The 24,009-nt window shown below is 70.1% G+C and carries 20 protein-coding genes and 1 pseudogene; 17 read left to right on the forward strand and 4 right to left on the reverse strand.

All coding sequences use genetic code 11. The annotated features are described in order from the left end of the window. The first annotated feature begins 22 nt into the window (after positions 1-22). Together nrdF and G6N07_RS06110 are read left to right on the forward strand one after the other, a co-directional pair. Positions 23-985 carry a class 1b ribonucleoside-diphosphate reductase subunit beta gene (gene nrdF, locus G6N07_RS06105; protein WP_085189048.1) on the forward strand — a complete coding sequence of 321 codons (963 nt, stop codon included), beginning with the start codon at positions 23-25 and terminating at the stop codon, positions 983-985. 288 nt (positions 986-1,273) lie between these two features. Beyond that, a complete protein-coding gene (locus G6N07_RS06110; RefSeq protein WP_085189153.1) occupies positions 1,274-2,233 on the forward strand; it encodes an esterase family protein in 960 nt (319 codons plus the stop codon). Positions 2,234-2,290: 57 nt separating this feature from the next. Here the strand turns inward: G6N07_RS06110 and G6N07_RS06115 are convergent, their stop codons facing one another. Together G6N07_RS06115 and G6N07_RS06120 are read right to left on the reverse strand one after the other, a co-directional pair. Next, a complete protein-coding gene (locus G6N07_RS06115; protein ID WP_085189047.1) occupies positions 2,291-3,340 on the reverse strand; it encodes an NAD(P)-dependent alcohol dehydrogenase in 1,050 nt (349 codons plus the stop codon). 134 nt (positions 3,341-3,474) lie between these two features. After that, positions 3,475-3,759: a YciI family protein gene (locus G6N07_RS06120; RefSeq protein ID WP_085189045.1), complete on the reverse strand. Its 285-nt coding sequence runs from the start codon at positions 3,757-3,759 to the stop codon at positions 3,475-3,477. Positions 3,760-4,026: 267 nt separating this feature from the next. Between G6N07_RS06120 and G6N07_RS06125 the strand changes: the two genes are divergently transcribed. The 4 genes from G6N07_RS06125 to atzF are packed head-to-tail and all read left to right on the forward strand — an operon-like array spanning position 4,027 to position 10,995. Beyond that, complete coding sequence (locus tag G6N07_RS06125; protein WP_085189043.1) at positions 4,027-4,947, forward strand: urea amidolyase associated protein UAAP1; 921 nt, start codon at positions 4,027-4,029, stop codon at positions 4,945-4,947. Next, positions 4,944-5,591: an urea amidolyase associated protein UAAP2 gene (locus G6N07_RS06130; RefSeq protein WP_085189042.1), complete on the forward strand. Its 648-nt coding sequence runs from the start codon at positions 4,944-4,946 to the stop codon at positions 5,589-5,591. The genes G6N07_RS06125 and G6N07_RS06130 overlap by 4 nt, the downstream gene beginning before the upstream one ends. Beyond that, entirely contained in the window at positions 5,588-9,238 is a 3,651-nt protein-coding gene (gene uca, locus G6N07_RS06135) for an urea carboxylase (protein WP_085189040.1), read from the forward strand. Before G6N07_RS06130 ends, uca begins: the two co-directional genes overlap by 4 nt. Continuing rightward, complete coding sequence (gene atzF / locus G6N07_RS06140; protein WP_085189038.1) at positions 9,235-10,995, forward strand: allophanate hydrolase; 1,761 nt, start codon at positions 9,235-9,237, stop codon at positions 10,993-10,995. Before uca ends, atzF begins: the two co-directional genes overlap by 4 nt. Here the strand turns inward: atzF and G6N07_RS06145 are convergent. Next, entirely contained in the window at positions 10,974-11,654 is a 681-nt protein-coding gene (locus G6N07_RS06145) for a TetR/AcrR family transcriptional regulator (protein ID WP_085189151.1), read from the reverse strand. The genes atzF and G6N07_RS06145 overlap by 22 nt on opposite strands. 230 nt (positions 11,655-11,884) lie before the next feature. Here G6N07_RS06145 and G6N07_RS06150 point away from each other — a divergent pair, with 230 nt between their 5' ends. The 11 genes and pseudogenes from G6N07_RS06150 to G6N07_RS06195 all read left to right on the forward strand — a co-directional run bounded on the left by G6N07_RS06150 (position 11,885) and on the right by G6N07_RS06195 (position 22,770). After that, a complete protein-coding gene (locus tag G6N07_RS06150; RefSeq protein WP_085189036.1) occupies positions 11,885-13,879 on the forward strand; it encodes a dipeptide ABC transporter ATP-binding protein in 1,995 nt (664 codons plus the stop codon). Further along, positions 13,879-14,763, forward strand: coding sequence for an ABC transporter permease (locus G6N07_RS06155; protein WP_085189034.1), 885 nt, complete (start codon positions 13,879-13,881; stop codon positions 14,761-14,763). Before G6N07_RS06150 ends, G6N07_RS06155 begins: the two co-directional genes overlap by 1 nt. 8 nt (positions 14,764-14,771) lie before the next feature. Next, complete coding sequence (locus tag G6N07_RS06160; RefSeq protein WP_085189032.1) at positions 14,772-15,776, forward strand: ABC transporter permease; 1,005 nt, start codon at positions 14,772-14,774, stop codon at positions 15,774-15,776. After that, complete coding sequence (locus G6N07_RS06165) at positions 15,777-16,427, forward strand: cysteine hydrolase family protein (RefSeq protein ID WP_085189030.1); 651 nt, start codon at positions 15,777-15,779, stop codon at positions 16,425-16,427. Then, entirely contained in the window at positions 16,424-18,004 is a 1,581-nt protein-coding gene (locus G6N07_RS06170; protein WP_085189028.1) for an ABC transporter substrate-binding protein, read from the forward strand. The genes G6N07_RS06165 and G6N07_RS06170 overlap by 4 nt, the downstream gene beginning before the upstream one ends. Next, positions 18,004-18,834, forward strand: coding sequence for an N-acyl homoserine lactonase family protein (locus tag G6N07_RS06175; RefSeq protein ID WP_085189026.1), 831 nt, complete (start codon positions 18,004-18,006; stop codon positions 18,832-18,834). The genes G6N07_RS06170 and G6N07_RS06175 overlap by 1 nt, the downstream gene beginning before the upstream one ends. Then, positions 18,834-19,157 (forward strand): annotated as a pseudogene (locus G6N07_RS20190) (allantoinase AllB); the annotation flags it as partial. The gene G6N07_RS06175 and the pseudogene G6N07_RS20190, both read left to right, overlap by 1 nt. Positions 19,158-19,372: 215 nt before the next feature. Continuing rightward, positions 19,373-20,128 (forward strand): amidohydrolase family protein, encoded by a 756-nt coding sequence (locus tag G6N07_RS20195; RefSeq protein WP_235849614.1) that lies wholly within the window; start codon positions 19,373-19,375, stop codon positions 20,126-20,128. Between the two features lie 46 nt (positions 20,129-20,174). Beyond that, a complete protein-coding gene (gene alc / locus G6N07_RS06185) occupies positions 20,175-21,206 on the forward strand; it encodes an allantoicase (protein WP_235849613.1) in 1,032 nt (343 codons plus the stop codon). Next, positions 21,203-21,733, forward strand: a complete 531-nt coding sequence (locus G6N07_RS06190) for a hypothetical protein (RefSeq protein WP_085189024.1) — start codon at positions 21,203-21,205, stop codon at positions 21,731-21,733. Before alc ends, G6N07_RS06190 begins: the two co-directional genes overlap by 4 nt. Next, positions 21,730-22,770 (forward strand): isopenicillin N synthase family dioxygenase, encoded by a 1,041-nt coding sequence (locus tag G6N07_RS06195; protein ID WP_085189021.1) that lies wholly within the window; start codon positions 21,730-21,732, stop codon positions 22,768-22,770. The genes G6N07_RS06190 and G6N07_RS06195 overlap by 4 nt, the downstream gene beginning before the upstream one ends. Here G6N07_RS06195 and G6N07_RS06200 read toward each other — a convergent pair. Continuing rightward, positions 22,763-23,815: an iron-siderophore ABC transporter substrate-binding protein gene (locus G6N07_RS06200; RefSeq protein WP_085189019.1), complete on the reverse strand. Its 1,053-nt coding sequence runs from the start codon at positions 23,813-23,815 to the stop codon at positions 22,763-22,765. The two genes, G6N07_RS06195 and G6N07_RS06200, sit on opposite strands and share 8 nt — an antisense overlap. Positions 23,816-24,009 lie beyond the last annotated feature (194 nt).

Here is a 24,009-nt window from a genome sequence, read left to right on the forward strand (position 1 = left end):
TGGGGTTCTGGTGAGTGATGGCATGAAGCTGATCGACCGTGTCTCGGCGATCAACTGGAACCGCCTGCAGGACGACAAGGACGCCGAGGTGTGGGACCGGCTCACCGGCAACTTCTGGCTGCCCGAGAAGGTGCCGGTGTCAAACGACATCCCGTCGTGGAACACGCTCACCGCCCACGAGAAGCAGCTCACGATGCGGGTTTTCACCGGGCTCACGCTGCTCGACACCATCCAGGGCACGGTCGGCGCCGTCAGCCTCATTCCCGACGCGCTGACCCCGCACGAGGAGGCGGTGTACACCAACATCGCGTTCATGGAGTCGGTGCACGCCCGCAGCTACAGCAACATCTTCTCCACGCTGTGCTCAACCGCGGAAATCGACGATGCGTTCCGCTGGTCGGAGGAGAATTCCAACCTGCAGCGCAAGGCTGAGATCGTCATGCAGTACTACAAGGGCGACTCGCCGCTCAAGCGGAAGGTCGCCTCCACGCTGCTGGAGAGCTTCCTGTTCTACTCGGGCTTCTACCTGCCGATGTACTGGAGCAGTCGCGCCAAGCTCACCAACACCGCCGACATGATCCGGCTGATCATCCGCGACGAGGCCGTGCACGGTTACTACATCGGCTACAAGTTCCAGCGCGGTCTGGCGATGCAGGATCCGGCCACGCAGTCGGAGCTCAAGGACTACACCTACGAACTGCTCTTCGAGCTCTACCACAACGAGGTCGAGTACACACAGGACCTCTACGACAGCGTCGGTCTGACCGAGGACGTCAAGAAATTCCTGCGCTACAACGCCAACAAGGCCCTGATGAACCTCGGGTACGAGGCGCTGTTCCCCCGCGACGAGACCGACGTCAACCCGGCGATCCTGTCGGCGCTGAGCCCGAACGCCGACGAGAACCACGACTTCTTCTCCGGCTCAGGCTCCAGCTACGTGATCGGCAAGGCCGTCAACACCACTGACGAGGACTGGGACTTCTAGTCCTCCCGACGAACTCGCCGCCATTCGGCGCAGCGACACGGTGCGAGCCAGCTGTCGTCCCACGCCGGGTTGGTCACGACGCTTTTCTGACGAAAACATGACCGGTGGTAACCCGGCCGATTTCGAGGGCGTAACACCGGGGCATCACATCGCGACGTATCGGGTGGCGGCATCGGTTCAGCGGTGAACCGTCTGCGCGTGCGGGGTGCCAAGCAGCGGCACCGTCCGCTCACCTTTCCACGGAACGCGCGCCCGTACGGCGAGCTCAAGAGGATGGCGAAAAACGATATGAGATTCATGCACAGCGTGCGGCGCCGGCTGATGGCCAGCGCGCTGGCAGCCGTGATGCTGCCGGGCCTGGTAGCCGTGGCCGGCGGTTCGGCAACGGCCGGCGCCTACTCACGGCCGGGTCTGCCGGTCGAGACGCTCATGGTGCCGTCGGCGGCGATGGGCACCACCGTCCCGGTGAAGTTCCAAGGCGGTGGTCCCAAGGCGGTCTATCTGCTCGACGGACTCCGGGCCCGCGAGGACAACAGCGGCTGGGACATCGAGACGGCGGCATTCGAGAACTACTACGAATCCGGGCTGTCGGTCGTCATGCCGGTCGGCGGCACCTCGAGCTTCTACACCAACTGGCAGTCGCCGGCCGTCGGCAATGGCCGCACCTACAACTACCAGTGGGAGACGTTCCTGACCTCGGAGCTGCCGGCCTACCTGGCCGCCAACAAGGGCATCTCGCCCAGCGGCAATGCGGTCGTCGGTGTGTCGATGTCCGGCAGCTCCGCATTGATCCTGGCAGCCTACCATCCGGGCCAGTTCAGCTACGCCGGCTCCCTGTCGGGGTTCCTGAACCTGTCGCAGGGTATCTGGCCGACGCTGGTCGGGTTCGCGATGCGCGACTCGGGCGGCTTCGACGCCACCGCGATGTGGGGACCGGGCGGCGGCCCGGCTTGGCAGCGCAACGATCCGACCCTGCAGGCCGGCCGGCTGGTCGCCAACGGCACCCGCATCTGGGTGTACACCGGTAACGGTCGACCGGGTGACCTCGGCGGTGGCGGGGACATCCCCGGCCAGCTGCTCGAGAACATCACCCAGGACAGCAACCGGGCCTTCCGGGACGCCTACCGGTCCGCCGGTGGCAGCAACGGCACGTTCAACTTCCCGCCCAGCGGCACGCACGGCTGGGGCTACTGGGGTTCCCAGCTCAACGCCATGAAGGGCGATATCCAGCGCACGCTGGGCGTCTGAGTCGCAGACAGGAAAACGGCCGGAGTGTGGAACGCACTCCGGCCGTTTTGTCGCCGGTCAGCTCCGCAGCGAGGCGGTGTCGATCACGAAGCGGTAGCGCACGTCGCTGGCGAGCACGCGCTCGTAGGCCTCGTTGATGTAATCGGGTTCGATGACCTCGATCTCGGGGCGTACGTCGTGCTCGGCGCAGAAGTCGAGCATCTCCTGCGTCTCGGCGATGCCACCGATCATGGAGCCGGCGACGCTGCGCCGCATGGCAGCGAGCGGGAAGAAGGGCACCTCCAGCGGATGTTCCGGGGCACCGAGTTCGACCAGCGTGCCGTCGCGCTTGAGCAGGCCCAGGTAGGCGCCCAGCTCGAGGTTCGCCGAGACGGTGTTGAGGATCAGATCGAACTGACCCGCCAGCTTGGCGAAGGTGTCGGGATCGCTGGTGGCGTAGTATTCGTCAGCCCCGAGGCGTAGCCCGTCCTCCATCTTCTTCAGCGACTGGCTGAGCACGGTGACCTCCGCGCCCATGGCCTTGGCCAGCTTGACGCCCATGTGGCCCAGACCGCCCAGGCCGATGACCGCGACCTTCTTGCCCGGGCCGGCGTCCCAGTTCCGCAGCGGCGAGAACAGGGTGATTCCGGCGCACAGCAGCGGCGCGGCAGCGTCGAGCGGGATGCTGTCGGGGATGCGCAGGACGTAGTTCTCGTCGACGACGATCGCCCCGCTGTACCCGCCCTGAGTGGGCTCGCCGTCGCGGCCCACCGCGTTGTAGGTCCCCACCATGCCGGTGTTGGTGCAGTACTGCTCGAGCCCGGCCCGGCAGCTGTCACAATCGCGGCAGGAGTCGACGAAACAGCCGACGCCGACATGGTCGCCGACCTGGTATTTGGTCACCTCGGAGCCGACCTCGGTCACGATGCCCGCGATCTCATGGCCCGGCACGACCGGGTAGTTGGGCTGACCCCACTCCGCCTTGACGGTGTGGATGTCGGAGTGGCAGATGCCCGCGAAATGAATATCGAACGCCACGTCGTGGGGGCCGACGTCGCGACGGGTGATGGTGGTCTTGGTCAGGGGTTCGGTCGCCGACGTGGCGGCGTATGCGGAAACAGTCGTCATGCTCATCCTCTTCATCGTCTTTTACGACAGCCGGCGCCAAGGCCGGGTCACATCAGGGAGTTCGCCGCGACGATGCGGCACCCAAACGGGTGTAACCGGGACCCTATGCCCACTAATCCCGATCTGCGAACATGTCAGCCATCTGACAGTGCGGGCGCCCGGAAGGCGCCGTTGAACGACACCCGCTCGTAACGCACCGCGCCGGCCTGCTGATACGGGTCGGCCACGATGATGCGGTCGGCATCCTCGGCGCTCATGTCGCCGGTGACCAGCACCGCGCCGGCTTGCGACTCCACCCGCCCCGCCAGCAGGATCCTGCCCTGGGCGACCTGCTCACCCAGCCATTCCAGGTGCGCGGGACGGATCTGGTCGATCACGTCCGGGGGATGCAGATACGTCGTGGTCAGCACGTGGAACACCGCCCGAACACTAACCGACGACACTGGGTGGGCAACGCCCGACGCGTTGCTGCGAAATCCAGGTTCTGCAGGCAACGGCCGAGAGGCCGGCTACCGAATGTGGATCTCGCGAGGTGCGGACGCCCTGGACGCCCTGGACGCAACCGGCCCGGATACCTGTCACATGACAGACACACGCGCAGCCTGTTCTTAACCGACGCCCGGCGATCAGTTACACCTCGGCAACCACCGGTGCCTCGTCGACGCGAAAACTGTCACTTGACAGAAATGCCGCCGTCTGGCGCGGCGCCGCACGCTTCGGGAGTACCTGTGACCAGCGATCTTCGTACCACCGAAGGCACGGCCTCGGCGACCGCCACCACGGCCGGCGCCCGCGCCCATGCCCGGGCCCAGCACGGGCATACCGCCGAGCACATGCGCCACATCCCGGCCTCGACCGGACCCACGATCGCCGACGGCGTCGCCGCCGAGCAGCTGGTGTGGTCGGAGACCGTCGCCGCCGGCGGCTACACCACCGCCGTCTTCGCCCGTGGCACCCGCATCCGGCTGACCGACCCCGACGGCGAGGCGTGCGCGCATGTGTTGTTGCACCGCGCCGACGCGCCCTATGAGCGGCTCAACATCGCCGACACCGTGAAGGTGCCGTGGCAGGCCTATCTCGGCGCGGGCCATCCGCTGCTGAGCGCATTCGGCCGCGTGCTGGCCACGGTGGTCGCCGATACGTCCGGTGCCCACGACGCACTGACCGGCACCACCACCCGGGCCGGCAACGAGACCAGGTACGGGGCCGGCGCCCCGGAGTCGGCCACCCCCGCCGGGCGCGAGCTGCTTCTGCTGGGCGCGCTCAAGCACGGCCTGGATCAGCGCGACCTGCCGCCATCGCTGTCGTTCTTCAAGGGGGTGCACGCGGACGCCGGCGGTGCCCTGCGGTGGCTCGGCTCGTCGGGTGCGGGCACGACCGTCGACCTCCTGCTGCACGTCGATGCCGTCCTGCTGCTCGCCAACACCGCGCACCCGCTCGACCCGCGCCCGGAGTTCACCTGCTCGCCGGTGCGGCTGCATGCCTGGCCGGCGCCCGGTGACCTGGACCTGCTGGCCGCCGGGAAGCTCGTCGGCGAACTGGGCCCCGAACATCTGCAGGCCATCGCGAACACCGACGCCGACCTGGTCGCCCGAGGAGTGCTGTGACCACCACCACCGACCGTTTTGTGCCCGCGCTCGTCCCCGGCGAGGTGATTCTCGACCAGGTCGTGGCCGCCAGGGCGCCGTGGTCGGCCGTCGTCGCGGCCGGTGACGTGCTGACGATCGTCGACATCGCGGGCAACCAGGCCGTCGACTGCCTGCTGTACTCCGCCGCCGACACCCGGGTACGCTACTCCGCGCCGGAAACGATTGCGCGACAAGGGCGTATCGCACTGACCTCCGGCTCGGTGCTGCGCGCCGACACCGGAGCCGCGCTGATGACGGTGCTCGCGGACGAGGTCGGCGTACACGACACCCTCGGCGGCGCCTGCTCGAAGGAGTCCAACACGCTGCGCTACGGCCAGCACACCCGCTTCCAGCACGGCTGCCTGGAGAACTTCCTCATCGAAGGGGCCCGCTACGGCCTCGGTGCCCGCGATCTCGCCAGCAACATCAACTGGTTCATGAACGTGCCCGTCGACCCCGACGGCGCCCTGGGGATCGTCGACGGACTGTCCGGCCGGGGCAAGCGGCTCGCGCTGCGCGCCGACGTCGACACGCTGGTGCTCATCTCGAACTGCCCGCAGATCAACAACCCCTGCAACGCGTTCGACCCCACGCCGGTCCGGATGATCGTCACCCGACCATGACGGCCGGCGACACGGTGCTGGTCGCCAATCGCGGCGAGATCGCCGTGCGGCTGCTGCGTGCCGGGCGGGAACTCGGCCTGCGCACCGTCGCAGTTTTCTCCGACGCCGACCGCGGCGCGCCGCACGTCCGGCTCGCCGACGACGCGGTGCGACTCGGCCCGGCGTCGCCTACCGAAAGTTATTTGCGCGCCGACGCGATCCTGGCCGCGGCACAGGCCACCGGCGCGGGCCTGATCCACCCGGGTTACGGATTCCTCTCCGAGGACGCCGATTTCGCCGAGGCGGTGCAGCGCGAAGGTTTGGTGTTCGTCGGCCCGACCCCCGAACAGCTGCGCGCGTTCGGCACCAAGCACACCGCGCGCGCCGCCGCGAAAGCCGCCGGGGTGCCACTCTTCGCCGGATCGGAACTGCTCGCTGACGCCACCGCGGCGCTCGAGGCGGCCGAGCAGATCGGCTACCCGGTCATGCTCAAACCCACCGGCGGCGGCGGCGGGATCGGCATGCAGGTGTGCCGGGGCGCGTCCGAACTTCTCGCGGCGTTCGGCCGGGTGGTGCGGCTGGCCGAGCGCAGCTTCGGCGCCGCCGGGGTGTTCGTCGAGCGCTTCGTCAACGGCGCGCGCCACGTCGAGGTGCAGATCTTCGGTGACGGCGCCGGGCGCGTCGTCTCCCTCGGCGACCGGGACTGCTCGCTGCAGCGCCGCAACCAGAAGGTGATCGAGGAGGCTCCGGCGCCCGAACTGCCCGACGGGGTGCGGACGCAGTTGCATGAGTCGTCGCGGGCACTGGCCGCGTCGGTGTCCTACCGGTCGGCCGGAACCGTCGAATTTGTCTACGACCCCGCCCGCGGGGAGGCGTCGTTCCTGGAGGTCAACGCGCGCCTGCAGGTCGAGCACCCGGTCACCGAGGCCGTCACGGGCGTCGATCTCGCCGCCTGGATGTTCCGCCTGGCCCGCGGCGAAAGTGGCTTTCTGGAAGGCTATCTCGAGCCCGGCGCCGCGTCGGGGCAGGTGCCGGTCAGCGGGCACGCCGTCGAGGCGCGCGTGTACGCCGAGGACCCGTTCCGCGACTACCGGCCGAGCACCGGGACCATCACCGCGGTGTCTCTGCCCGGCGACGCCCGCGTGGACACGTGGATCGAGGACGGTACCGAGGTGTCGGCGTTTTACGACCCGCTGCTGGCCAAGGTGATCACCGCGGGCGCCGACCGCGACGAGGCGTTCGACCGGCTCGGGCGCGCGCTGGAAACCACGGTGCTGCACGGCATCGAGACCAACCTCGGCACACTGTGCGCGGCGGTCGACCACGACGACGTCCGCGCCGCGCGCCACAGCACGGTCACGCTGGCGACCATCCCGGATCCCCGGCCCCGCATCACCGTCGAACGCCCCGGCCTGCTCACTACGGTGCAGGATCTGCCCGGCCGGGTCGGGCTGTGGCACGTGGGTGTCCCGCCGAGCGGACCGATGGACGACCTGTCGTTCCGGCTCGGCAACCGGGCGCTGGGCAACCCCGACGGCGCCGCAGGACTCGAATGCACCGCATCGGGGCCCGCACTGCGGGTCACCCACGGCACCACCGTCTGTCTCACGGGCGCAGACTGCCCGGTCACCGTCAACGGCGAGCCCGTCCCGATGTGGGAGCCGGTCGAGGTGCCGGCCGGGGGAGTGATCGACGTCGGCGCGGCCGACACCGCCGGCCTGCGCACCTACGTGCTGTTCGCCGGCGGACTGGACGTACCGCAATACCTCAGCAGCGCTTCGACTTTCACGCTCGGCCGGTTCGGCGGCCACGGCGGCCGTCAGCTCGTCACCGGCGACGTGATACGCACCGCGCCCGCCCCCGAGGACGCCGACATGCGTCCTGTTCCGCGCGAGCATCGCCCGGTGCTGCCCGCGGAGTGGCAACTGACGGTCACCGAGGGGCCACACGCCGCCCCGGAGTTCTTCACCCGCGACGACATCCAGGTGCTGTTCGACACCGCGTACCGGGTGCACTTCAACTCGGCCCGCACCGGGGTGCGGCTGGTCGGTCCGAAGCCGCACTGGGCGCGACCCGACGGCGGCGACGCCGGCCTGCACCCGTCCAACATCCACGACACCCCATATTCGGTGGGGGCACTGGACTTCACCGGCGACACCCCGATCCTGCTCGGACCCGACGGCCCGAGCCTGGGCGGGTTCGTGTGCCCGGTGACCGTGATCGCCGCCGACCGCTGGAAACTCGGCCAGTTGCGGCCCGGCGACACGGTGCGCTTCGTGCCGGTGCGCACCTCCGACGCGCCCGCGCCCGCCGACCATGTGGCGGTGCGCCGCGCGGCGTCCCCGTTCCTCGTGCGCAGTGGCGGTGACCGTGACGACGGCGTGCTCGCCCGTCGCGAGGGCAACGGCGCACCGGCGGTGACGTACCGCCGCAGCGGCGACGACAACGTGCTCGTCGAATACGGCGACATGGTGCTCGCTCTCGCGTTGCGAGCACGGGTGCACGCGCTGCACACCCGGCTCGAGGAGGTGCGGTGCGGCACCATGCCGGGGATCGTCGACCTCACCCCCGGGATCCGATCGCTGCAGGTACACGTCGATCCGCAGCACCTGCCCGTCCACCGGCTGCTGGGTGTGCTCAACGAGCTGGAGGACGACCTGCCGGCGACCTCGGAGCTGCTGGTGCCGAGCCGGGCGGTGCGCCTGCCGCTGAGTTGGGACGATCCGGCCACCCGCGAGGCGATCGCCCGGTACATGTCCGGCGTGCGTGACGACGCACCGTGGTGCCCGTCGAACATCGAGTTCATCCGCCGGGTCAACGGCTTGGACTCCGAAGCCGCCGTGATGGACGTCGTGTTCTCCGCGGAGTACCTCACGCTGGGGCTGGGCGACGTGTATCTCGGTGCGCCGGTGGCCACTCCGCTCGACCCCCGCCACCGGCTGGTGACGACCAAGTACAACCCGGCGCGAACCTGGACCGCCGAGAACTCGGTCGGCATCGGCGGTGCCTACCTCTGCATCTACGGGATGGAAGGTCCCGGCGGATATCAGTTCGTCGGCCGCACCACCCAGGTATGGAGCACCTACCGGCACAGCGGCGCATTCGCGCCGGGCAGTCCCTGGCTGCTGCGGTTCTTCGACCGCATCTCCTGGTATCCGGTCTCCCCGGAGGAACTCCTCGAGATGCGCGCCGACCTGGCCGCCGGCCGCGGAGACGTCGACATCACCGAAGGCACCTTCTCGCTCGCCGACCATGAATGCTTCCTCGCCGACAACGCGGACTCGATCGCCGCGTTCCGCGCCCGGCAGAACGCCGCCTTCTCCGCCGAACGGGCGGCGTGGGCTGCCGCGGGCGAGTTCGACCGTGCGCAGCGCGCCGAATCACGCAGCGCGGCAACCACGACCGATCTCGTGCTCGACCCCGGCGCGCAACGCGTCGACGCACCGTTCTCGTCGAACGTCTGGAAGGTCGACGTCGAGGTGGGCGAGCGGGTCGCGGCGGGTCAACCCCTGCTGGCGCTGGAGGCGATGAAAATGGAGACGGTGCTCACCGCGCCGGCCGACGGAATCGTCACCCAAGTGCTCGTCGAAGCCGGCAACCAGGTCGATCCCGGCACCCCGCTGGTGGTCGTGGGCGCTGAGGACGACGTGACGGACATCCCGGCATGACGGCCGCCGACCGGGTGCGCGCCGCCTACGCCGCCATCGATGCGGTGGACCGCCCGGAGATCTGGATCTGGTTGCGTCCCTTGGCCGATGCGCTCGCCGACGCCGAGGGGGTCGACGCCGCGCTCGAGGGTGGTGCGGATCTCCCGCTGGCCGGGCTCACCGCCGCGGTCAAGAACAACGTCGACGTCGCCGGGCTGCCCACCACGGCGGGCTGCCCGGCCTACGCGGCGGCGCCTGCGCTCACCGACGCCACGGTGGTGGCCCGGCTGCGGGCCGCCGGCGCCGTGGTGATCGGGGCGACCAACCTCGACCAGTTCGCCACCGGACTGGTCGGCACCCGCAGCCCGCACGGCGCCGTGCGCGACGCCCGACGCCCGGCCTACATCTCGGGCGGATCGAGCGCCGGTTCGGCGGTCGCGGTGGCCCTCGGCCTGGCCGACATCGCGGTCGGCACCGACACCGCGGGCTCCGGCCGGGTCCCCGCCGCGCTGCAGGGTGTCGTCGGGATCAAACCTACCTATGGTGTCGTGCCGACCGACGGGGTCGTGCCGGCGTGCCGGTCTTATGACTGCGTGACGGTGTTCGCCCGCGATCTCGACACCGCCGCCGCCGGCATGGGCGTGATGGGCGGCGGCGCGAGACAATTCCCGCCGGACGCTCCGCTCGCCGCCCCGGCTGCGGCCCGGGTCGCGGTGCCGCACGACCTGCCGGGACTCAGTGCCGGCTGGCAGGCCGCCTTCCAGGCGGCCCGGGCGCGGCTCGAAACCGACGGGGTGTCCGTCCGCGAGATCGACATGGCGCCGTTCCTGGACGCCGCCCGCCTGCTCTACGACGGCGGCCTGGTGGCCGAACGGCACGAAGCGGTCGGTGATTTCGTCGACGCGCGCCCCGGCGACGTCGAACCGACGGTCCGCGGCATCATCTCGGCCGCGGGCGAGGTCCCGGCCACCCGGCTGCTGCGCGATCGGGTGCGTCTGGCCGAGCTCACCGCCGCGGCCATGGCCGCACTCGACGGCTGCGACGCCCTGCTCATCCCCACTACCACCGAGCATCCGACGATCGCCGAGGTCACCGCCGAGCCGGTCGCGGTGAATTCGCGGCTGGGCACCTACACCAACTTCTGCAACCTCATGGACCTGTGCGCGGTCGCGGTGCCCAGCGGCACCGCCGACGGTGCACAGTTCGGGGTCACGGTCGTGGCGCGGGCGGGTGCGGACGCCGTCGCGCTCGACCTCGCCCGGCTGGTCACGCTGACCACCCCGCCGGTCGCCCAGCCCGGCGCGGCCGCGGTCGCGGGCACCGGCGGTGCGCCGTGGCCGACCCGGGCCGGTGCTTCGGTGACACCCCTGCTCGTCGTCGGCGCGCACCTGCGCGATCAACCGCTGGCCTGGCAACTGGAGCAGCGCGGCGGCCGCTGGCTGGGTCCCGCGCTCACCGCGCCGCTGTATCGGCTGGCCCACCTGGACACCACCCCGCCCAAGCCGGGGCTGGCACGCGTCGGCGCCGACGACGGCGTGGCGATCGGCGGTGAACTGTGGCTGATCGGCACGGCGATGCTCGGCGATTTCCTGGCCGCGCTGCCCGCGCCCATGTCGCTGGGCTGGGTGACGCTCTCCGACGGCACGGAGGTGGTGGGCTTCGGGTGCGCGCTGGACGCCTTCTCCGCCGGTGCGGACATCTCCGGCTACGGGGATTGGCGGTCCTACCTGCGGCACCTCGCCGAGGCGCAGGCGGGTCAGCCCGGGGAGCGCGTGTAGCGGGTGACTTCGGCGCTGCTGCGGGCGCGCACCGCGTCGGTGGCGTTGTCCGGGATACCGAGCACGCGCAGGCAGGCATCGGCGACGTGGAAGGGCAGCTCGTCGCGCTGTGCGCGCGCCGGCACCGACCACATGTTCACCAGCGACTCGACCAGCCGGAACGGCAGATCGGCGGCGGCCTCGTGGACCCCGGTCTGTTCGACGACCGCGCGGCTGAGCGCCAGGTAGTGCAGCCGCAGCCGCTCCCGGTCCGACCAGAAGGGCTCGAGGCGTGCACCACGCAGTTCCGGCAGCAGATACAGCGCGCCGAGATTCCACCGCCCGCTGAGCAGCTGGTCACCGTCGAAGGCGGCGAGCGCGTGCAGGTGTTCGGCGGCCGTGAGCGCAGGCTGCGCGCCCAGCAGGGTGGGGATGAACGCCAGCGTCGGACTGACGGTCTGGCTGAGCAGGGCGCACAGGATGTCGTCCTTGGTCTTGAAATAGTGATACAGCGACGCCTGCCGGATGCCGACCGACTCCGCGATGGTCCGCGTCGAGGTGCCCGCATAGCCCAGCGTGGTGAACAATTCCCCTGCGGCGTCGAGGATTTCTTCGCGAGCGGTCATCCCCGGACGCCGTGCGTCATGCAGGCGTGGGCGCCCGGCCCGGGTGAGCGGCATGACACCATCGTGGACCACGTCGGCGGCAGAATGCGACCCCCCTTGTTTCTGTCACACGACAGAAACCTGCGATACGCATCTGGTTACCTGCGCCGTCGATTGGTTACGTCGGCGACACCCACGGCGCGGGCCCTCCGTGAAAACTGTCAAGTGACAGGCTAGCGGTACACCGGTGTGCCGCCCGAAGACCGGTTCGAGCTATCTCGACTCACTTCCGCGGGAGCCGTGCGATGGGCATCGCTGTATCCGAGATCGACACACCGGCGACGGTGCCGTCGACACCGGATCCGGTTGCGACCGTCGGCGACCTACGGGTGACGTTCCGCCGTAACGGCGCCGACGTCCAGGCGTTGCGCGGGGTCTCGCTGGCGATCGCGCACGGCGAGATCCTCGGACTGGTCGGCGAATCCGGCTCCGGCAAGAGTGTGCTCGGCTTCGGCCTGCTGGGCCTGCTGCCGCCGAACGCCACGGTGACCGGGACCGTGCGGGCCGCCGGATCGGACATGGTCCGCGGCGACGCCAAGGCGCTGCGCAAGGTGCGCCGCCTAGACCTGGGCGCGGTGTTCCAGGATCCGATGACGTCGCTGAACCCCACCATGCGGATCGGCAAGCAGGTCGCCGAAGCGGCCGGCAGCGACGACGAGGCGCTGCGCCTGCTCACCGCGGTCGGCATCCCCGACCCGGCCCGCCGGATGCGGGCCTACCCCCACGAACTGTCCGGCGGTCTGCGGCAGCGGGTGATGATCGCCATCGCGATCGCCGGTGACCCCGACCTGATCGTCGCCGACGAACCCACCACCGCACTCGACGTCACCGTCCAGGCCCAGGTCCTGCGCCTGCTGCGGCGGCTGCGCGACGAGATCGGCTGCAGCATCGTGCTCATCACCCACGACCTCGGGGTGGCCGCCCAGATATCCGACCGCATCGCGGTGCTCTACGCCGGCCGCATCGCCGAGATCGGTCCCAGCGCCCAGGTGCTCGGCGCCCCGGCCCACCCCTACACGCACGGTCTGCTGCGGTCGCGGCTCACCCTGCAGACCGACCGCGACCGGCCGCTGGCCGCGCTGGCCGGATCGGTGCCCAGCCCCGTCGCCCCGCTGCCGGGCTGCCCGTTCGTCCCGCGCTGCCCACTGTCGTCCGACGACTGCACCAAGAGCCCACCGGATCCGCTCGCCGTCGGCCCCGACCGGGTGAGCGCCTGCATCCGGCCCTTCGAGCAGGTCAACACCGAGCTGGGCGCCACGACGACCAACGTCGAGGACGCCTTCCCGGAAACGGCCGGCGCGGCAGAGGAACCCCCGTCGGTGGTGTTGCGCGCCGTCACCAAGACGTTCACCGTCAACCGGCGCTGGCTGGACCGCTCGCCGGACAATCACGGCAAACTGCAAGCGCTGCGCGGAGTCTCGCTGTCGGTGGGGCACGGCGAATCGGTGGCGCTGGTCGGTGAGAGCGGCTCGGGCAAATCGACACTGCTGCGGGTCATCGCCGGGCTCGAACAGCCGACCACCGGTGAGGTCAGCCTCGCGGGCGGCGAGCGGCCGCAGATGGTGTTCCAGGAAGCTGGCGCGTCGCTCACCCCGTGGCTGTCGGTCGGCGAGCTGATCGGTGAGCGATTGCGGGCAACCCGGATGTCGCGCGCCCAGCGCCGCGACCGGATCGCCGAGGTGCTCGACCGGGTCGGCCTGCCCGCCGAGATCGCCAAGTCGCGCGCGGCGCAGCTGTCCGGCGGTCAGCGGCAACGGGTTTCGCTCGCCCGCGCGACGGTGGTGCCGCCGTCGGTGCTGATGTGCGACGAGCCGACCAGCGCACTGGACGTCTCGCTGGCCGCGTCGGTGCTCAACCTCATCGGCGACCTGCGCCGCAGCCTGGACATGTCGGTGGTGTTCGTGACCCACGACCTGTCGGTGGCCCGGGTCGTCGCCGACCGCATCGCGGTGATGTACCTCGGCCGGATCGTGGAGATCGGGCCGGCCGAGCGTGTCATCGGCCACCCGGCCCACCCCTACACCCAGGCGCTCGTCGACTCCATCCCCGACCTGGGTCGTGAACCTCGCGCACTGGCCGGCGAACCGGCCAGCGCACTGTCGCCGCCGTCGGGCTGCGCCTTCCACCCGCGCTGCCCGCTGGCCGTGGACGCCTGCAGCGACGTCCAACTCGACGTCCGGCTCGAAGGTATCCCCGGTAACCCGCAACAGGTGGCGTGCATCGAGCGGAAGGCGGCCTGATGGCGGTCGCCCTGCCGGCACCGGCCCTGACCCGCGGCCGCCGGCGGCTGTTCACGCTGCCGCAGGCACGCTCGGACCTGGTCAATTGGATCGGCGTCTCCTCCGTCGTGCTCATCACGCTGATCGCGGTGGCGGTCCCGCTGCTCGCGCCGTACGACCCGCTCCTGCCGGTCGGGATGCCGCTGCAGGCGCCGCTCAAGGACGGCTTCCTGCTCGGCACCGACAGCGTCCTCGGCACCGACAGCGTCGGACGCGACATCCTGTCCCGCGTGCTCTACGGCGCCCGGTCGAGCTGGTTCGCCGCGCTGGCGGTGGTGGGCATCGGACTGCTGATCGGCGGCCTGGTCGGGCTGATCGCCGGGACGGTGGGCGGTTGGGTCGACTCGGCACTGATGCGCGTGACCGACGCCTTCCTGTCGCTGCCCGCGCCGGTGCTGGCCATCTCCGTCGTCGCCGCGCTGGGACCCGGGTTCGTGCACACGCTGATCGCCGTGTCGATCGTGTGGTGGCCGTTCTACGCCCGGCTGGTCCGCGGAGAGGTCGCCCGGCTGGCGGCCCGCCCGCACGTCGAAGCCGCGAAACTCGCCGGTGTGGGCGGCATCCGGCTGGCCCGGCGGCACCTGTTGCCGGGTGCGGTGCCCAACGCACTGGTGGCGGCCAGCCTCGACCTCGGCACGTTGATCCTCACACTGGCATCGCTGTCCTTCCTCGGGCTCGGACAGTCCGCTCCCGCACCGGAACTCGGCGCTGACTCGGCCCGCAACCTGAGCTACTTCCTGCAGCAGTGGTGGGTGCCGGTGATGCCCGGCGTCGGGGTCCTCGTCCTGGCGGTGATCGGCAACGTCGCCGGTGACTGCCTGCGCAACCTGATGAAGACGAAGTAGGCCTGCCCGTGAAGACTTTCGTGACGACGCGGATCGCGGCCATGGTCGCCATCCTGGTCGCCCTGACCGGGGTGATGTTCGTGCTGCAACACATCTCGCCGCTCGACCCGGTCAAGGCGCAGCTCGGCGCCCAGGCCTCCCAGGAGGCCGTTGCCTCCCGCCGCGAGGCATTGGGTCTCAACGACCCGCTGCTGGTCCAGTTCTGGCGTTACCTCACCGGCGCCGTGCAGGGCAACCTGGGCACGTCGTACCGCACCCGGCATCCCGTCGCCTCCGATCTCGGTGACTTCGTGCCCGCCACCATGGAATTGGCGTTGTTCGGCCTCGCCATCGCCCTGGTACTCGCCGCCCTGCTGGCGTTCAGCACGACACTGAAGTGGCGTGGTTCGGCCGTGTTGCGCGGGATTCTGTTCACCGGTGCGTCGGCGCCGATGTTCCTGCTGGGCATCCTCGGACTGATCGTGTTCTACCAGCACCTGGGCTGGGTGCCGGCCAACGGCCGCACCGCCATCACCAATGTGCCGACCGGACCGACCGGGCTGCTCGCCGTCGACGGCCTGCTGCACGGCCGGTTCGACGTGGTCGCCGACGCCGTGCACCACCTGATCCTGCCCGCGGTGGTGGTGGCGCTCGGGCCCGCGGTCGCGATCGGCCGGGTGCTACGGTCGAGCCTGCTCGGCGACGCCGACAGCGATTACGCGAGAACCGCGCGCGCCAAGGGCCTTTCCGAACCGCGCATCATGGCCGGCCACGTGCTGCGGAACTCGGTCGGGGCGGCGCTGTCCATGACGGGCCTGCAGATCGGGCTGATGTTCTCCGGCGTGCTCGTCATCGAGCAGGTCTTCGGTTGGCCGGGGATCGGCCAGTACATCGCGCAGAGCATCCCCGTCGCGGACTTCCCGGCGATCGCCGGCGTGACGCTCATGCTGGGCGCACTCTACGTCTTCATCAACACCGCGGTGGACCTGCTACAGGCAGCCGCCGATCCGCGTATCGCAGTCAGAGGAGGATAAGTGCCGAAACAGCCACTCATCGTGGGCAATCCCGTGCTCGTCGTGGTCGACATGCAGGAGGCCGGTGACATGCCCGCCGAGGAGGTGGGCATCGAGCACATGCCCGGCTACGACGGCCGGATCGAGCGCGCCCAGCGTCTGATCGATACGGCGCGCGCAGCGTTGATCCCGATCGTGTTCTTCCAGGAGGTGCACCGCCCCAGCGGTATCGACTTCGGGCGTGAACTCGACGGCACCGAGGGCGAGCACTGCGTCGACGGCAGGCCCGGTACGCCCCTGCATCCCGCGCTGCTGCCGAAGTTCGACGGTCCGAACCATGAGTTCCACATCGTCAAGCGGCGATACTCCGGTTTCATCGGCACGGAATTCGAGATCGTCCTGTCGGGTGTGAAGGCGTCGACGCTCATCCTTGTCGGCGGGCTGACCGACGTGTGCGTGCACTACACCTTCGCCGACGCCCACCAGCGGGATTTCTACGTGCGGGTGGTGACCGACTGCGTGGGCGGATCGACGCAGTACCGGCACGACGCCGCGCTCGACGCGATGGAGTACCTGCAGACCGGCGCGTTGCGGACCACCGAGGAAATCCTCGCCGCGTTCGGTGAACTCGCCCCCGCAGCACCGCCCGTTCTCGAAGGAGCCCTCCGATGATCCGTCGCCTCAAGGTTTTCGCCGCGGCAGGCGCCGCGGCCGCACTGACGCTGTCCGGCTGTGGCGGTTCCGATTCGGGCGGGGGCGCGCCGAACGCGGCGCCGACCGACAAGGTGCTGCACGTGTCGTTCCTGCAGGACCCGGGCCAGCCGCCGGACCCCGACATCTTCTACGCCGGTCAGGGTCTGCTGCTCACCACCAACCTCTACGAGGGGCTGCTGCAGTACAAGGGCGGCACCGAGAAGCCCGAGATCGAGCCGCTGCTGGCCACCGAGTGGACCGAGTCGCCCGATCACCGGGTGTTCACGTTCAAGCTGCGCCAGGGCGTGACGTTCCACGACGGCACGCCGTTCACGTCCGCGGCGATCAAGGCTTCCTTCGACCGTCGGCTGGCCGTCGACCAGGGACCGGCCTACATGGTCAAGGATGTGGAATCGGTGACCACGCAGGGGGACTACGACGCCACCATCACGCTCAAGGCGCCCAACTCGGCGTTCCTCGACTACATCGCATCGCCCTACGGCCCCCGGATGGTCAGCCCCGAAGGGCTGCAGAAGAACGCGGGCAGCGACAATGCAGCGACCTACCTCACCAACCACGACCTGGGCACCGGTCCGTACACCTTGACCGCCGCCGAGGTGGGGTCGCGGTACGCGCTGGCCGCGTACCCCCAATACTGGGGTGACAAGCCCTATTTCGAGCAGGTCGAGATTCCCGTCATCACCGACGTCTCCGCACAGCAACTTCAATTCAACAACGGACAGATCGCGGCAATCATGCACGACCTGCCGTCCTCGGCCGTCGAGCAGTACCTCAACGACGACAAATACGCGCATTACTCGCTGCCGACGATGATGTCGAACTACCTGTACCTGAACCCGCACAAGGGGATGCTGACCGATGCTGCCAACCGCAACGCGGTGGTGCAGGCCATCGACGTCGACGCGCTGGTCAAGCAGACCTATGCCGGTCGCGGCAAGAAGGCCGAGCAGGTCTATCCGCCCAACATGATGGCGCCGGAGTTCGCCAAGCAGTCGGTCACCCACGATCGGTCGGTGCTCACCGGGATCGCCGGGGGGCTACCCGCCGACCAGAAGGCGATCACCATCGGCTACGACTCGTCGAACCCGGACAACCAGTTGATCAGCAACCTCATCCAGACCCAGTTGGCCGCCGCCGGTCTGACCGCCAAGGTGCAGAGCTACCCGACCTCGGAGATCTACGGCTGGATCGGCACCGACGGGCAGTCGGCGCCGGACATCTTCTCGTCGACCGCGTGGCCGGACGCACCCTCGCCCTACACCTGGGGACACATCTCCTTCGATCCGGACGGCGGTCTGAACTACCTCGGCTGCTCGGCGCCGCCGGTTACCGCGGCACTGGCCGAGGGCCTGGCCACCGGTGCGCCACAGCCGTTCTCGACCGCCGCCGAAGAGGCGATCAAGACGGGTTGCTGGCTCAACATGGCCGACGTCGACGACTTCATGGTCGCCCAGCCGTGGCTCAAGGGTGTCGAGGCGGCCCACGTGGTGACGAACCCGAACTCGCTGCGGCTCTTCGAGCTGTCGGCCGGCTGATGGCGGTACGGCTGGTCGGCAAGAGCGGTGTGCGCCGCATCATCCTGCTGACACTGGGCTGGGAGGATCTGCCGAAATCGGTCAGCGTGCACGGTGATTCATCGGGGGAGCAGCTGCGCGAACCGGTCCCCGGCGTGCTCCTGCAGACAGACGGCGGCTGGGTGCTGCTCGACACCGGGTTCAACACCGCACTGATCCGCGACCCGTATCTGGCGCGGCGGTACTACCCGGCGGTGGAATACCAACCGGTGCTACCCGGCCCCGGTGAGCCGATTGAACAGCGGCTCGCCGAGGTCGGCGTGGACGTCGACGAGATCCACGCCGTCGCGGTCAGCCATCTGCATGTCGACCACGCCGGCGGACTGAAGTTGTTCGCCGGCCGGGTGCCGGTGCATGCGCAGCGCCGGGAGCTGGAATACGGGCTGTCCAACCATCCCGAGCCGGAGAAGCATGCCATCTTCCGCGTCGACTTCGACGATCCGCGCATCGACTGGCGGCTGGCCGACGGGGACGCCGAGATCGCGCCAGGCATCGCCGCCGTGCCGACGTACGGCCATACCCCCGGCCACCAGAGCTTCGTGGTGGAGCTCGACGAGTCGGTGGGCGGAGACGGGTTCGTGTTCGCCTTCGACGCCGCCGACCTCACCGAGAACATCGAACACGAGTTGGCGATCGGCGGGTTCATCGACGTCGATCCGCAGGAGACGGTCGAACCGATCCGGCGCCTGAAGAAGCTTGCCGCCGACAAGGGTTACCCGCTGATCCCCGGCCACGATCCGCACGTGTGGCCGCAGCTGACCGTGCACTTCCACGAGCGGTTCGCGCCGTGATGGATCTGGTGCTGCGCACCTGGCGCGCGCTCGTGGCCGGGGCGCTGCGGCCGGCCGCGGTGGCGGTGCGCGACGGGCGGATCGCGGCGATCGCCGCGCCCGAGACGCCGTTCGCGGCGGCCACCGACATCACGGTCGCGCCGTCGGCGGCGCTGCTGCCCGGCTTCGTCGACACCCACCTCCACATCGACGACCCCGGCACCGACTGGGAGGGTTTCGCGTCGGCGACCGCCGGCGCCGCGGCGGCCGGCATCACCACGCCGGTCGACGTGCCGCTCGGCAGCGCGCCGGTCACCACCACGGTGGCCGCACTTGCCGTCAAACAGGCTGCAGGGCAGGGCAACTGCCGGGTCGACGTCGGCTTCTGGGGCGGCGTGGTGCCCGAGAACCTGGACGACCCGGCGCCGCTGGCCGCCGCGGGGGTGCGGGGCTTCAAGTGCTTCCTCACCGACTCGGGCAATCCCGACTTCGGCCGGCTGACACCTGAACAGTTCCGGCGCGCCGCGGCGAGATCGCCGGAGCGGACGGTGTGCTGCTGGTGCACGCCGAAAGCCACGCCGCGATCGCGGCGAGCGCCCCACCGAGAGCGCCCGCCTACGCGTCCTTCCTCGACTCGCGTCCCGACACCGCGGAAGCCGACGCCGTCGCGCTGGCCATCGACGTCGCCCGCGACACCGGCGTGCGCATGCACATCGTGCACGTCTCGAGCGCGTCGGTGGTGCCGCTGCTCGCTGACGCCAAGCGCACCGGCGTGCGGATCACCGCGGAAACCTGCCCGCACTACCTGGCCTTCGCCACGCACGAGGTCCCCGACGGCGCCACCGAATACGCGGTGTGCCCGCCGATCCGCGCCGGCGCCAACCGCGACCAGCTGTGGGCGGCGCTGTGGGACGGGACGCTGGACATGATCGTCTCCGATCACTCGCCGTGCGCGCCGGAACACAAGGGTGCCGACTTCGGCGTGGCCTTCGGCGGGATCAGCTCCCTGCAGCTCAGCCCGGCCGTCACCTGGACCCACGCGCGCTCACGCGGCCTCGGTCTGGCCGGTCTAAGCCGCTGGATGAGTGAACTCCTCGCGACACTCGCCGGGTATGACGACCGCGGCCGCATCTCCGTCGGGCTGCGTGCCGACATGTGCGCATTCGATCCCGACGCACAGGTGGTCCTCGACGCCGCCGCGCTGGCACACCGGCATCCGGTCAGCCCGTACGACGGCCACACGCTGTCGGGGGCGGTGCTGCAGATGTGGGTGGCCGGCCGGCCCGTCCTGCGCGAGGTGTGCCAGCCGGTATGAGACTGCTGCTCAACCCCGATACATCCGCGGCGCTGGGGCTGGTGCCGTGAGCGCCGGGTGGGTGGACCTCGCGTCGCGCACGCTGGGCGGAAGCGTCGTGGCCGCCAGCGACGAGTCGTTCGGTGTCAAAGAGCGCCTGGTCGACCCGGCGGAACCGGCATTCGTGCCCGGCACCTACGACCTGCGTGGCGAGGTGGTCGACGGGTGGGAGACCCGTCGGCACGCCGGCCCCGGCGGCGACTGGGTGATCGTGCGGCTCGGTGCGGCCGGCCGGCTGTGCACCGTCGACGTCGACACCCGCTTCTTTTCCGGCAACCACCCCACGGGTTGCTGTGTGGAGGCGGCCGTCCTGGACCCGCTCGCCGATCCGACCGGGCCGCAGGTCCGGTGGCGGACCGTCGTGGAACCGGCTGCGCTGCGCGCGGATTCGCACAATCTGCTGTGCGTCGACGATCCACATCGATACACCCACCTGCGGCTGCGGTTGCGCTCCGACGGCGGTGTGGCGCGCCTGCGCGCCTACGGCGAGGTGATCCCGGACCCGCAGCTGTGGGCTGACGTCACCGTCGAGGTGTCCGGGGTGGAGCAGGGCGGGCGGGTCGAATGGTGCAGCGACAGCTTCTATTCGGACGCAGCCCCGCTGATCGCCCCGGACCGGCCGCGCAATATGGGCGACGGCTGGGAGACCCGGCGTCGGCGCGACATCGGACCCGAGACCCACGATGCGGTGATGATCTCGTTCGCCGCCGAGACCGATCTGCAACGCCTGGAGATCGACACCTCGTACTTCGTGTTCAATGCCACCTCGGAGGTGTCGGTGCTCGGCACCCGTGATCGCCCCGACGGCGCCCACGGCTGGGGTCTGGTGCCGTTCGACTTCACCGTGCTGCCGCGCACCCGGCTGGCGGCGGACAGCCGCCAGGTGTTCACCGTCGATGCCGCCGGCGTCACCGCGCTGCGGGTACAGGCCTTCCCGGACGGCGGCATCGCGCGGGTCCGCGCCTTCGGGCGGCCCACACCGACCGGGATCCGGCAGTTGCAGGAACGCTGGGCGGCGTCGCAACGGGCGGCGGCATGACCGCCGACGCGCTCGGCGACTGTAGGGCACTGTGGCGGCGCACCCTGCTCATCGAGGCCGACGGCTCCCGCGACACCGGCACCGACGTGTTGTGGTTGCAGGGCATCTCGGCCTACGTGGACTCCCGCGGTTTCGCCGGGGAGCTGTTGCGCAGCGGGGACGTCTTCGAATGGCGCCGCGACATCGACATCGAGCCACCCCAACCCGGCCCCGACGTCGGCACGATGCGGTGGGACGGCGACACGCTCGTCGAGACCGGCATGCACGACGACTACGTCGAGCACTGGGTCCGCGATCCCGGACCCGCGACACCGTGCTGGGCGCTGACACTGCGCTCACCGCGGGGCGGTGCCCTGCTGCTGCGCGTCGGCGCGATGTTCGGCTGGGCCGCCGCGGACACCGTCGTGGTGGACCGGACCGACGGGCCGCAGTGGGCCGCGCTCGACCTGGCGCAGGCGGCCGGAGAGCTCCACGCCAACGGCGTGCGCTGGAGCGTGGAACGATCCGAAGGGAATGTGGAACTATGAGTGGCACAACATCTTTCACCTCGATACCGATCATCGACATCAGCGGCCTGCACTCCGCCGACCCCGCTGACCGGGAACGGGTCGCCACCGAACTGGGGGCCGCGGCGCGCGACGTGGGCTTCTTCTACATCAGCGGCTCGGGCATCGACGAAGCGCTGTTCGACCGGATGCTGGCGGCCACCAGGGACTTCTTCGCCCTTCCCCTCGAGGAGAAGATGCGCAGCTACATCGGGATGTCGCGGTGCCACCGCGGCTACGTGCCCGTCGGAGAGGAGGGCGTCGAGCAGGGCACGCCCGACCTGAAGGAGGCGTTCGACACCGCGCTCGACCTGCCCGCCGACGATCCCGACTACCTGGCCGGCAATCCCATGCTCGGACCGAACACGTGGCCGGACCTGCCCGGCTTCGCCGAGGCCGTCACCGCCTACTACCAGGCGGTGATGGGGGTGGGGCAGCAACTGCTGTGGGCGTTCGCCGTCGCGCTCGGCGAGGACCCCGAGGTGTTCACCCGGCACGCCACCAAGACGCCGAGCCAGCTGCGACTCGTGCACTATCCGTTCAACCCGGACGCCGAAGACCACCTGGGCATCGGCGCGCACACCGACTACGAGTGCTTCACGCTGCTCAAGCCGACCGCCCCCGGCCTGGAGGTGCTCAACGGCGCCGGCGAATGGATCGACGTGCCGCCGGTGCCGGGCACCTTCGTCATCAACATCGGCGACATGCTCGAGCTGTGGACCAACGGCACCTTCGTCGCCACCAGCCACCGCGTGCGCAAGGTCAAGGAGGAGCGGTACTCGTTCCCGTTGTTCTTCAACGTCGACTACGACACCGAGGTCAAGCCGCTGCCGCAGTTCGCGCCCCGCGACGACCGGCCGCGCCCGCCGCTGCGCGCCGGGGAGCATCTGTTCGCCCAGACCGTGCAGTCGTTCGCCTACCTGCGCGGGCGCATGGAGCGCGGAGAATTGGTCCTGCCCGAGGGGTCGCTCACGCTCGGCCAGTTCGGCCAGCAGGCGCTGCAGCAGACCCCTAGTTGATCGGCGCGTTGACCCAGCGGATGTCGGCGAGGATGCCGCGCGCCGCGACGATGCCCTGCCCGGTCTGCCACACCTCGTTGTTGACGACGAACACGCGGTCGTCCTGTGCGGCGGACAGCGCCCGCCATGCGTCACTGTCCAGGATCTGTGGTGCGTTGTCGCGCGCAGCGGGCGAGTCGAACGACACGTAGACGATGTCGGCGTCGGCGATCGAGTAGTCCGGTTTGTTGCCGGTGCCGAGTTCCACGAATGGTTCGTCGGTGAAGCGCTGGGCGGCCGGGCGGTCGAGGCCAACCTCGGCCAGCACGCTGCCCGGGAAGTTGTCGGCCCCGTAGACCCGCACGGTGTCGTCTGTCAGTTGCACCACCGAGGCCTGGAAGTGGGCGGCGTCGTTGTCCGTCCCGGTGCGGCGCGCGGCGTCGGCGAAGCCGTCGAGCAGCCCGCCCACGGCGTCGAACCGTCCGGTGGCGGCCCCGACCGTACGCAGGTTCGCCTGCCAATCGGCCCCCGGGGGCCCGGTGAACACCGTGGGGGCGATCGCCGACAGCTCACCGAACAGTTCCGGCGTCGACGCCTGCGAGCCCAGGATGAGGTTCGGCGCCGCGGCCCGGATGGCGGCCACGTCGGGCGCGCTGCGGGTCCCCGCCGGCGCGACGTCGTGGATCACCGCCCCGAGGTACGACGGCTGCTCGTCGCGGCCGTCGGGCAGGGCCGCAGCCACGATGCGTGTCTGCAGACCGAGCGCACACAGGGCGTCTAACTGATCACCGGAGAGCACCACGATGCGCTGAGGGTCGGCGGTCACTCGGGTCTGCCCGGCGGCGTGGCGCACCTCACGCTCCGGCGGGCCTGGATCGACCCGAGCGGGTTCCGGGGCGCACGATTCGTCGGGCCTGCGTTCGTTGCCCAGCACATCGGCACCGGCGATGCTGGTGGTGCTGGTGATGATCGACGTCATCGGCGTCGAGGAAGCGGCATCCCCGTCGGTCGACCCGCACCCGGCCAGGCCCGCCGCGAGTGTCGCGACCAGCGCGGCCGACACCATGGTCCCCGCTCTGGTTCGTGTCCTCTTCTGCGGTCGGCCGATCAGCACGGGCCCGACGGTAACATCCTGCTCGCGACCATCGCCCCGGTCGAGCTGCGTCACGTCGCCACACCAATTACGACGGTTTGTAGGACCCAGGCTGACCCCGGTCGCGTCGAGCGATAAGATTCCAGGCAGCAAGGCGGGGAATCGCC

Source organism: Mycolicibacterium doricum, assembly GCF_010728155.1.
Lineage (GTDB): Bacteria > Actinomycetota > Actinomycetes > Mycobacteriales > Mycobacteriaceae > Mycobacterium > Mycobacterium doricum.

What these genes read in the sequence shown, in the direction of transcription:
- nrdF (WP_085189048.1), top strand. Translation starts at nt 23, where the DNA reads ATGAAGCTGATCGACCGTGTCTCGGCGATCAACTGGAACCGCCTGCAG.
- G6N07_RS06110 (WP_085189153.1), top strand. Translation starts at nt 1,274, where the DNA reads ATGAGATTCATGCACAGCGTGCGGCGCCGGCTGATGGCCAGCGCGCTG.
- G6N07_RS06115 (WP_085189047.1), bottom strand. Translation starts at nt 3,340, where the DNA reads ATGACGACTGTTTCCGCATACGCCGCCACGTCGGCGACCGAACCCCTG.
- G6N07_RS06125 (WP_085189043.1), top strand. Translation starts at nt 4,027, where the DNA reads ATGCCGCCGTCTGGCGCGGCGCCGCACGCTTCGGGAGTACCTGTGACC.
- uca (WP_085189040.1), top strand. Translation starts at nt 5,588, where the DNA reads ATGACGGCCGGCGACACGGTGCTGGTCGCCAATCGCGGCGAGATCGCC.
- atzF (WP_085189038.1), top strand. Translation starts at nt 9,235, where the DNA reads ATGACGGCCGCCGACCGGGTGCGCGCCGCCTACGCCGCCATCGATGCG.
- G6N07_RS06145 (WP_085189151.1), bottom strand. Translation starts at nt 11,654, where the DNA reads ATGCCGCTCACCCGGGCCGGGCGCCCACGCCTGCATGACGCACGGCGT.
- G6N07_RS06150 (WP_085189036.1), top strand. Translation starts at nt 11,885, where the DNA reads ATGGGCATCGCTGTATCCGAGATCGACACACCGGCGACGGTGCCGTCG.
- G6N07_RS06155 (WP_085189034.1), top strand. Translation starts at nt 13,879, where the DNA reads ATGGCGGTCGCCCTGCCGGCACCGGCCCTGACCCGCGGCCGCCGGCGG.
- G6N07_RS06170 (WP_085189028.1), top strand. Translation starts at nt 16,424, where the DNA reads ATGATCCGTCGCCTCAAGGTTTTCGCCGCGGCAGGCGCCGCGGCCGCA.
- G6N07_RS06175 (WP_085189026.1), top strand. Translation starts at nt 18,004, where the DNA reads ATGGCGGTACGGCTGGTCGGCAAGAGCGGTGTGCGCCGCATCATCCTG.
- G6N07_RS06190 (WP_085189024.1), top strand. Translation starts at nt 21,203, where the DNA reads ATGACCGCCGACGCGCTCGGCGACTGTAGGGCACTGTGGCGGCGCACC.
- G6N07_RS06195 (WP_085189021.1), top strand. Translation starts at nt 21,730, where the DNA reads ATGAGTGGCACAACATCTTTCACCTCGATACCGATCATCGACATCAGC.
- G6N07_RS06200 (WP_085189019.1), bottom strand. Translation starts at nt 23,815, where the DNA reads ATGGTGTCGGCCGCGCTGGTCGCGACACTCGCGGCGGGCCTGGCCGGG.